Here is a 1,234-nt window from a genome sequence, read left to right as displayed (position 1 = left end):
GCGGCCAGCCAGCGCTGTGACGCCCGGCCGGCTCCCGATCCCCCTGTTTTTCATTTCCCCACGACGAAAGGAAACCCCAAGGATGACGACTTCCAACCCCTCCCTGCACGCGCTGCCACCCGCCTCGCGCGCCCTGCGCGCCGGCCTGTCGGCGCTTGCCACCACGCTGGCCCTCGCCTTCGCGGGCCCTGCCGTCGCCGCCGACCAGCCCGGCAAGGGCGTGAAGGTGCTGCCGCTCAAGAGCTCGATCGCCGAAGAAACCTTCCAGACCCTGCTGGTCATGAAGGCCCTGGAACAACTTGGCTATGACGTCCAGCCGATCAAGGAAGTGGAGTACCCCACCGCCCACGTCGCCATCGCCAACGGCGACGCGACCTTCCTGGCCGACCACTGGAACCCGCTGCACTCGGACTACTACAAGAACGCCGGTGGCGACGCCAAGCTCTACCGCAAGGGTGTCTACTCCGGCAACGCCGCCCAGGGCTACCTGATCGACAAGAAGACGGCCGACCAGTACCAGATCAGCAACCTGGGGCAGCTCAAGGACCCGAAGATCGCCAAGATCTTCGACACCAACGGCGACGGCAAGGCGGATCTGACGGGCTGCAACCCCGGCTGGGGCTGCGAGGCGGTGATCGAGCACCATCTGGACGCCTACGGCCTGCGCGACACCGTCACGCACAACCAGGGCTCCTACTCCGCCCTGATCGCCGACACCATCACGCGCTTTCGCGAGGGCAAGCCGGTCCTCTACTACACCTGGACGCCCTACTGGGTGAGCAACGAGCTCAAGCCCGGCAAGGACGTGGTGTGGCTGGAAGTGCCCTTTTCCTCGCTGCCCGGCGAGCAAAAGGGCATCGACACCAAGCTGCCCAACGGCAAGAACTACGGCTTCGTGGTGAACAACCAGCACATCCTGGCCAACAAGGCCTGGGCCGAGGCGAATCCCGCCGCCGCCAAGCTGTTCGAGGTGATGCAGCTGCCGGTGGCCGACATCAACGCCCAGAACCACATGATGAGCCAGGGCCAGAACAAGCCCGCGGACATCGAGCGCCACGTGGACGGCTGGATCAAGGCCCACCAGAAGACCTTCGACGGCTGGCTCGCCCAGGCGCGCGCCGCGGCAAAGTAAGCCGCCCGGCCAGCGCGCGGGACATGCACCGCCGGCGCTCTGCTGGCGGCGCTTTCCTTCACTTCGACCCTGCCCACGCCCGCTGCCCTCCGCGCGGGCCGG

At 66.9% G+C, this 1,234-nt stretch carries 1 protein-coding gene; it reads left to right on the top strand.

From position 1 onward, the window contains the following. Positions 1–82 precede the first annotated feature (82 nt). Positions 83–1,132 (top strand): glycine betaine/L-proline ABC transporter substrate-binding protein ProX, encoded by a 1,050-nt coding sequence (proX, locus tag A612_RS15945; RefSeq protein WP_019375426.1) that lies wholly within the window; start codon positions 83–85, stop codon positions 1,130–1,132. Positions 1,133–1,234: the final 102 nt, after the last annotated feature.

The sequence above is a fragment of the Melaminivora alkalimesophila genome (assembly GCF_000282995.1).
Taxonomy (GTDB): Bacteria; Pseudomonadota; Gammaproteobacteria; order Burkholderiales; family Burkholderiaceae_C; genus Melaminivora; species Melaminivora alkalimesophila.
Note: the sequence above shows the minus strand (reverse complement) of the source record. Positions and strands in the feature narration are given on the sequence as shown.

Coding starts and splice junctions, on each gene's coding strand:
- proX (WP_019375426.1), top strand. CDS start 83: ATGACGACTTCCAACCCCTCCCTGCACGCGCTGCCACCCGCCTCGCGC.